We start from the raw sequence: 7,117 nt of genomic DNA, 5'->3' as shown, positions 1-7,117 counted from the left end.
GTACTGCGCCACCTGGACGTACGGAGCCTGCGCGGCGGCTGACGCTCAGACCGCCCCGGAACCGGGCGCGTCCGCCACACCCGGCGCGGGCGCGGGCAAGCGGGGGTCGGCCCCCGCACCCGCCACCGTCGCCGACGCGTCGTCCACCCGGGGTGTCGGCCAGGTCCCCGCGACCGGCCCTCCCGTCAACGGCTACGACGTCCTGGCCAAAGCACTGGCGCTGCCGATCTCCACCTGGCACTACAAGGACGACCCGCCCGGCGTGTCGCACCTGGGCCCCATGGCCCAGGACTGGTACGCCGCCTACGGGCTGGGCGGCACCGACAGACGCATGTACTGCGTCGATGCCAACGGTGTCAGCCTGCTGTGCATCCAGGCCCTCCACCGTCTGCTGGACGAGCAGCAGACCCGCATCGACGAACTGCAGGACCAAATCACCGAGTTGCGGGCCGGACTCGACTCCGCCGGCACCGGGCAGCAGCAGTGACGCGATGCCGCCCGTGACCGGAACACCAATGGAGCCCGCCGCGGCGGGCGTCGGCACAAAGGTGGTCATGTGACCTTTCAGCTGAAGAACGGCTGTGACGTGGTGGTGATCGGCGGCGGCATCGCCGGGCTGAGCGCGGCGCAGACGCTGGCCCGGGCCCGGCGTTCGGTCGTGGTGATCGACGCGGGTGCCCCGCGCAACGCCCCGGCCGAGGGCGTGCACGGGCTGCTGGCCCTGGACGGGATGTCACCGGGCGAGTTGCTGGAACGCGGCCGGGCCGAGGTCCGCCGCTACGGCGGTCACGTGGTGGACGGCGAGGTCACCACGGCGGCCCGGGACGGCGAAGGCTTCTTCGCGGTGGCGCTGGCCGACGGCCGCACGGTCCGTGCCCCCCGGCTGCTGGTGGCCACCGGGTTGGCGGACGAGCTGCCGGACGTGCCGGGGCTGCGGGAGCGGTGGGGCAAGGAGGTACTGGCCTGCCCGTACTGCCACGGCTGGGAAGTCCGGGACCGGGCCATCGGTGTACTGGCGAGCGGGCCGTTGTCGGTGCAGCAGGCACTGCTGTTCCGGCAGTGGAGCGACCACGTCACGTACTTCGTCCACACCGATCCGGCGCCGTCCGCCGAGGAAGCGGAGAAACTGGCCGCACGCGGCATCCGCGTGGTGGACGGCGAGGTGGTGGCCCTGGAGACCGAGCAGGACCGGCTGGCCGGTGTGCGGCTGGCCGACGGCACGGTGGTCGGCTGCGAGGTGCTGATGGCCTCGCCACGGCTGGTGGCGCGGGCCCGGTTCCTGACGGGGCTCGGACTGCGGCCGGCGGAGCATCCGGCGGGCATCGGCGAGTACATCCCCAGCGCGGCGGGCGGGCGCACCGCCGTGCCAGGGGTATGGGTCGCGGGCAACGTCACCAGCCTGGTCGACCGAGCCGCCGCGGCCGCGGCGGCCGGCATCGCAGCCGCGGCCCAGATCAACGCGGACCTGATCGACGAGGAGACCCGGGAAGCGGTCGTCACCTACCGGAAGTCGGCCCCGACCGTGTCCTGACCCTGGTTTTCGTCTCCGGGGTGCCGCGGCTCGGACCGGATTCCCGCGGAGCGCCTTCTCGCGTCGTGTTGAGGGCGGCGACCGCCCCGAGAACGGTCACCGGCAGGCGTTCGCTCGCGGTGCTGAGCCAGACTCCCTTGTCCACCTCGGCGCCCAGGGTGGTCAGCAGGTCGGGGCGGGCGGCCTGGGTGGTGACGCCGGCCGTCCGTTCCTCGGGGGCGAGGTCGCTGCGGCGGATGCGTATGCCGACAGGTGCTCCCAGTTCCTCAACGGGCAGGCGGGAACATGAACCACGCACTCTCCTCGCACCCTTCCGCCTCGGCCGGGCGGCGGCGTTGCGCGATCAGCCGCCGAAACGGTCGTCGAGTTCCTTGTGGAAGTCGGATCCCACGAGTCGGGAGAACTCGTCGTAGGTGTGCTGCGGCGGCCCGCCCGCGGGGGTGCCGGCCGACCGAAGATGTGTGAAAGCGTCGGCGACGGCGCGGGTCGCGGTGAAAAGGGCCGTCACCGCGTAGAAGGCCAGGGAGAATCCCAGCTCTTGGAGGTCGGAAGCCGTCAGCGCGGTCGTCTCGTTCCCGTCCACGATGGATACCGCTTTGGGGCCTTCGACCCCTGCCGCGACCGCCTCCAGTTCCTCGATCCTTTTGATGCCGTCGACGAAGACCAGGTCGGCACCGGCGTCCTGGTAGAGGCGAGCGCGTCGGATCGCCTCCGCGATTCCTTCCGCGGGCAGGGCGTCCGTGCGCCCGATGACCAACAGATCGGCGGACCCGCGCGCCTGGATGGCACATCCCAGGCGCTTGACGCTGCTGTCCGCGTCCATCAGCCGCACACCACTCATCTGTCCGCACCGTTTCGGCGCGACCTGGTCCTCGAGATGGATCGCCGCCACACCGGCCTGGAGGTACTCGCGGACGGTGCGGTCGATGTTGCTCGGTCCCCCGTATCCGGTGTCGGCATCCGCGATCACCGGGATCGACACCGCGCGCGTCATGTTCCGCGCATGCTCGGTCATCTCCGTCTGGCTGAGCAGACCGATGTCCGGCATGCCCAACCGGCTGGCCGTCGCACCGAAGCCCGTCATATAGACAGCGGGAAAGCCCGCCGCTTCGACCAGGCGAGCGGTGACCGAATCGGCCGCGCCCGGCGCCATGACAATCTCCGGAGCCTCGAGAAGACTCTTCAGGGAAAAATGGTGGGCCGACAACGGAACCTCCGATGACAAATGCCGAGTGAACGCTGCCAACGGTACCGAGCCTGTAAAGATCCGCTCTTCACAGGCTCGGGAGCAACGCTGATTTTCCCTTAGTGGATCGGGACGACCAGGCCCGCAGATGCCTGTGCGCAGGCGGGGTTGGGGTAACGCTCGTTGAAGACCGTGATCATGCCGTTCCACGTGCCCATGATCTCGACGTCCACCGGGTCGGTCTCGGGTGCCTTGCAGGACGGGTCGGCCCCGGGACGGAGCGTGGTCAGGTCACCGTCGGCTTTCCGCAACTGGCCGCAGGCCGTGCGCGAATCCGGATGCGAGCCACCGTCGGGGCCGCAGTCCAGGGAGTACTGGCGGATGTCGTCCCCGTGGAACACCAGGATGCCCAGCTCGGCCGACGGGTTCTGAGCAGTCGCGGCCTGGGCCGGCGTGACCGCGAGCACCGTGAGGGCGGCGGCCACCATCGAGGCGAGCGATATGAGACGCCCGGCTCCGACTCGGCGAATGGACATGAAACCTCCTTGCAGGGCCGTACAGAACGTGCCCCGCTCGACTTGATTTCCGGACCGGAAGGTCGCGGACGGCCATGATCAAATCACTCGCGCAACCAACTGTCGAGAGTTTCCTCGACTTTGGATTCCACGCATGCAGCCCTTGGCGGCCGGAGGTTTCACGTCGATCCGAAAAGGTCTGCGAAGAATCAACTTATGGTCAATTGACTCAGCCCTTTCAATGCGGTGGAACGAGTAACGCGAGCCTCCCGCCCGTCGCGCGACGTCTGTCGAGGTCACACCGCGCTGACCTCGACCGTGTCGACCGTCCAGAACCAGCTTCTGTCCCCGGTGAGACGGAAGTGGAAACTGACGGCCGACGCCTCCCCGGGGACGGGAACAGTCACCGAACGGAGCTTGGAGCGCCAGTCCCCGGTGAGGGTGTCGACCACCACGGGGGTCTGGCCGTTGAAGGAGGCGAGTACCTCGGCACTCTGGCCGTCGACGTGTCGGTAGAGCGAGGTGTATTCGAGCTGCACACGCGCCTTGCCGCGCACGGGATGAGCCGGGCTCACCAGCGTGGAGTCGAAACGGCCGGAGTGGCTGCGGGAGGCCCAGCGTGAGGCGTCGGCGACAGCGAAGACGCCGCGGGCACGGACATTCAGCTCGCGCTGTTCGTCGCGCCGGGTGCGGCTCCAGAAATCGTCGGTGGCGAAGGACCAGCCACGCCATTCGGCGGTTCCTCCCCCACCCATCCCTGTGTTGATCACTGACCAGCCCGACGGGGGTGTCCGGGTCCAGCCACGTACGTCTGCAGGTATGGCGGTTTCGTCCTCCCGCCCTTCCAAACGGTCGTGGAGCGACTCGAAGTCGTCATCGGCGCGCTGCTGGAGTGGCTTGCCGTCCAGCTCCCACCGACTGTCCGGAACGATGCCGAGCTGGTGGAACACCGTGGCCGCGACATCGACGAGCCGGGTGTCCCGCGGGCGGGCGCCGGCCGGGATCCCCGGCCCCTTCGCCAGAACGAAGGTGGAGCGTTCGTCGATGGAACTGCCGCCGTGGCCTCCTTGGGGGACGTGTCCGTGGTCGGTGGCGACGATCACGGTCCAGCGATCCCGGTCGGGTCGGGAGGCAATCGCATCCAGCATCTCGCCGAGCAGTCCGTCCGCGGTGGCCATGGCCTGGAAGTAGGCGGCACCGTTGACACCGGACGCGTGCGCCACCGAGTCGGTGTTGTCGAGGTGCACGAAGAGGACGTCGGGTTCTTCCTCCCGTAGCAGTCGCACGGTGCGTTGAGTGACCAGCCTGTCCTTCTCGAGGGTCGCCCCGGAAGGTGCGTAGATCTCTTTGGCACCGGCGAAGGTGCCGTGGTCCTTGAGCGGGGTCCAGGACAGGCCGGCGTAGGTCGACAGCTCGGGACGTACTTCGGCGAGACGGGTCATGAAGGGCGGGTAGGCGCCATAGTCGCCTCCGAAGCTGTTGTCGGTCACACGGTGTTTGTCGGGCCACACTCCGCAGGAGATGGTCGACCAGCCGGGCCCCGAATCCGTATTGGCCATCGGCCGGGCGTACAACAGACTGGTGCCGAACGTCCCACCGGCGATCAGGGAATCGATGCGCGGTGTCTCCGCCCGGTCGAGCCGGTCGTGACACAGGCCGTCCATGCCGACGACAAGCACCTTGTTCCGACTGCGGCCGCGTGCGGAGGCGCCGGCGGGGGCCGCAAAGGAGCCGGTTGCCGCCAGGGCGGCAGCGGAAGCCGTGGTGGCGAGGACGGTACGACGAGAGAGCGCCTTGGACATTACACCCCATCAGGTAGATATAGAGAATTAGCCCTAGAAGGCCTAATTCATGACCTTGGGGATCTTCCGGAACGTGCAGGTGAATGGCTCGCATCCGGCGGATGTACCGTGTGCGTCCGTTCCGGGCCGCAGGCCGCGAGGCACTGCGGGCCGGTGCCGTGATCCGACCCCACAACGCGAGACGCTGCCCGGCCGATGGATGCCGAGCAGAGCAGAGACTGACACACCATCATGCACCCGACTGGACAAGGGTGATGAAGGCCAGATGGACCAAGGGCCGGAGCACACGAGCCGAACTCTCCGCACACCGAAGTGAACTGACGGTCAGACAAGTGAGTCGGCCCCTCGAAGCCACGAAGCCGACCGATCGGCGTGAACGCTGTCATCCTTTGGCTGTCGCTCTGTTCTCATGGGGGACCGGCTCTCCGGAATGCCCTCATAGCATTTCCGTCGACCGGGCCTCGCAGGGATGCGACGGCCTGTATGCCCGGTCCGTGATGCCGGACGAGCAGGCCCGCTGTCCGGACGGGGGTGTCTCTTGGTGGCGCATGCACGAACCGCGCCCTCTTTCAGCCCCCCGACTGACGCTCATTTGTTTCTTGTGAGGAAAACCCATGTTCTGTGCCCACGAAAAGCAGCGCTTTCGCAGGTCCGCTGCTGCGACGGCGGCCGCTCTGGCGTCGCTCCTGCTCTCCACGGTCGTCCCGGCGGCGGCCGATGGGCGGAACGACGACGGTGCCACCGCGACCCTGGGCGGTCTCAAGACATACGGGGACGTGGAGTTGAAGGAGGGCACCAGGTGGCGCACCGTACAGGGAGGGCTCTTCAACCTCTCCATGGACGGCGGGGGCACACTGCAGACGTATTGCATCGACGCCTTCAACCCCACTCAGCCCAGGGCCCGTTACCAGGAGACTCCGTGGAAGGAGAGTTCGCTCCACAACAACCCGGACGCGGGCAAGATCCGCTGGATTCTGCAGAACTCCTACCCGCAGAAGAACGACCTGGGCGCACTCGCCGACGCCGCGGGCGTCCCCGCCCTCACCGAACGGCAGGCTGCCGCCGGCACCCAGGCCGCGATCTGGCGCTACTCCGATCACATCGACACCCGGGCCAAGGATCCGGTGGCTCAGAAGCTCGCCGTATATCTGCACGAGAAGGCCCAGCCGCTGACGGAGCCCAGCGCCTCGCTGGCGCTGGACCCCCAGACACTGTCCGGCAAGAGCGGTGAAAAGCTCGGACCGGTGTCGGTGGAGACGAGCGCCGGCACGGTGAACGTGTCGCTGGAGACGGACGCCACGGACGACAAGGTGGCTTTGGTGGACGGCGACGGCAAGCCCGTCACCTCCGCCGCCAACGGCTCCCGGCTGTACGTCGACGTCCCCAAGGGCACCGCCGGGGGCACGGCCGCGATCAAGGCCACGGCCACCACGCGGGTACCCATCGGGCGCGTGTTCACCGGCATCGGCCAGCACAAGGGCAGCCAGACGATGATCCTCGCGGGCTCCAGCACCAGCACCGTCACGGCGTCGACGGCAGTGAACTGGGCCGAGGGCGATAAGCCGGCCCCCGTACCGGCCGTGTCCGCGAAGAAGAACTGCGCCAAGGGCGGCGTCGACATCACGGCGACGAACAAGGGCGATGCCCAGTACACCTTCTCCCTGGACGGCAAGAGCCACACCGTCGCACCCGGCGGCTCCAAGACCGTGACCGTCCCGGTTGCCGAGGACCGGGCCTACCGCATCGTGGTCACCCTGCCGGGCGGCAAGACCCAGGAGTTCAGCGGCATCCTGGACTGCGAGACCGAGAGCAAGCCCGGTGAGGGCGCATCCGGTGGCGGCAACGGCGGCGGTGGTGGCAAGCCTTCTCCCACGCAGAGCGCGGACACGGCCCCGGGTACGAGCCCGACCGACCGTCCTTCGGACAAGGAGGACGTGGACGGCAGCCTGGCCGCCACCGGCGGCAACAGTCTCACCGCGCCCCTGGCGGCTCTGGCCGCCTTCCTGATCCTCGGCGGGGGAACCGCCGTGTTCCTCAACCGCAAGCGCCGCAAGGCCACCCGGGACTGATCGCCCCCTGAGGC

Annotated in this window: 7 protein-coding genes; 3 read left to right on the top strand and 4 right to left on the bottom strand. The window is 68.6% G+C overall.

The genetic code is table 11. From position 1 onward, the window contains the following. Positions 1-487 (top strand): tail fiber domain-containing protein (locus ACWD4A_RS25470; RefSeq protein WP_451197442.1); only part of this gene is annotated, 487 nt, incomplete at its 5' end. 69 nt (positions 488-556) lie between these two features. After that, positions 557-1,531, top strand: coding sequence for an NAD(P)/FAD-dependent oxidoreductase (locus tag ACWD4A_RS25465; RefSeq protein WP_451197441.1), 975 nt, complete (start codon positions 557-559; stop codon positions 1,529-1,531). On the opposite strand, the gene ACWD4A_RS25460 is transcribed toward ACWD4A_RS25465, so the two are convergent. The 4 genes from ACWD4A_RS25460 to ACWD4A_RS25445 all read right to left on the bottom strand — a co-directional run bounded on the left by ACWD4A_RS25460 (position 1,497) and on the right by ACWD4A_RS25445 (position 5,034). Next, positions 1,497-1,829 (bottom strand): hypothetical protein, encoded by a 333-nt coding sequence (locus tag ACWD4A_RS25460; protein WP_451197440.1) that lies wholly within the window; start codon positions 1,827-1,829, stop codon positions 1,497-1,499. The two genes, ACWD4A_RS25465 and ACWD4A_RS25460, sit on opposite strands and share 35 nt — an antisense overlap. Before the next feature lie 45 nt (positions 1,830-1,874). Beyond that, entirely contained in the window at positions 1,875-2,738 is an 864-nt protein-coding gene (locus ACWD4A_RS25455; RefSeq protein WP_451197444.1) for an isocitrate lyase/PEP mutase family protein, read from the bottom strand. Between the two features lie 98 nt (positions 2,739-2,836). Continuing rightward, positions 2,837-3,253: an SSI family serine proteinase inhibitor gene (locus tag ACWD4A_RS25450; protein ID WP_451197439.1), complete on the bottom strand. Its 417-nt coding sequence runs from the start codon at positions 3,251-3,253 to the stop codon at positions 2,837-2,839. 275 nt (positions 3,254-3,528) lie between these two features. Then, positions 3,529-5,034, bottom strand: coding sequence for an alkaline phosphatase family protein (locus ACWD4A_RS25445; RefSeq protein ID WP_451197438.1), 1,506 nt, complete (start codon positions 5,032-5,034; stop codon positions 3,529-3,531). Positions 5,035-5,648: 614 nt separating this feature from the next. On the opposite strand from ACWD4A_RS25445, the gene ACWD4A_RS25440 reads away from it, so the two are divergent. Beyond that, a complete protein-coding gene (locus tag ACWD4A_RS25440) occupies positions 5,649-7,103 on the top strand; it encodes a TQXA domain-containing protein (protein ID WP_451197436.1) in 1,455 nt (484 codons plus the stop codon). Positions 7,104-7,117 lie beyond the last annotated feature (14 nt).

It is taken from the genome of Streptomyces sp. NPDC002537 (assembly GCF_053594975.1).
Note: the sequence above shows the minus strand (reverse complement) of the source record. Positions and strands in the feature narration are given on the sequence as shown.

Excerpts from the sequence above, each read along its gene's own strand:
- ACWD4A_RS25450 (WP_451197439.1), bottom strand. The coding sequence starts at position 3,253 with ATGTCCATTCGCCGAGTCGGAGCCGGGCGTCTCATATCGCTCGCCTCG.
- ACWD4A_RS25445 (WP_451197438.1), bottom strand. The coding sequence starts at position 5,034 with ATGTCCAAGGCGCTCTCTCGTCGTACCGTCCTCGCCACCACGGCTTCC.
- ACWD4A_RS25440 (WP_451197436.1), top strand. The coding sequence starts at position 5,649 with ATGTTCTGTGCCCACGAAAAGCAGCGCTTTCGCAGGTCCGCTGCTGCG.